Genomic DNA, 551 nt, shown 5'->3' with positions numbered 1-551 from the left:
ATCTTATACACTCGGCTTTTGGAAGTAAATTTTTATATCGCTCAAATTCATATATATTTTTCTTTCCGTTTGTGCCAATTACTACTGCAATCAATGCTTTTTGTTCATGCGAAAAGCCATAATTTAAGGCATTTAAGACTATATAAGCTGAGTTTTTATGATCGCCATAAAAGCCAATCTCTTGACCTACATTGTGAAGTTTTGCAGCAACTAAAAGCACTTCAAGATAGTTATCACTTAGACTATGAAGCTTTTTTAATACCATAAATATATCTTTTGCATATCTTGTTACCGATTTATTGCATAATAATATAAAACGATCTTGCAAACTTTTGATACTCGGATTAAAATTTTGTGGAAATTTAAGGCTAGAGCGTAAAAAATCTTTCAAGAACACCCCCACTCTTACGCCAACCCCACTTGTTATAATATTTTTGGCATTCAGAGCTTTGGCGAGGGCCAAAAAGATATGTGCACCCTCTCTAATGGTGTCGTCTCTATCTTTTTTTATAGGAAATTTATTTAGCTCCAGCATGCTCACGTTTGCGATG

General features: G+C 33.8%; 1 pseudogene. It reads right to left on the bottom strand.

The features are described from left to right. Nucleotides 1-535 (bottom strand): annotated as a pseudogene (locus CYP05_RS05635) (Ppx/GppA family phosphatase); the annotation flags it as partial. Between the last annotated feature and the right edge of the window lie 16 nt (nucleotides 536-551).

The organism is Campylobacter concisus (assembly GCF_002913545.1).
GTDB classification, from domain to species: Bacteria; Campylobacterota; Campylobacteria; order Campylobacterales; family Campylobacteraceae; genus Campylobacter_A; species Campylobacter_A concisus_AV.
The sequence above is the reverse complement of the archived record's forward strand: the minus strand, read 5'-3'. Positions and strand labels throughout refer to the sequence as shown.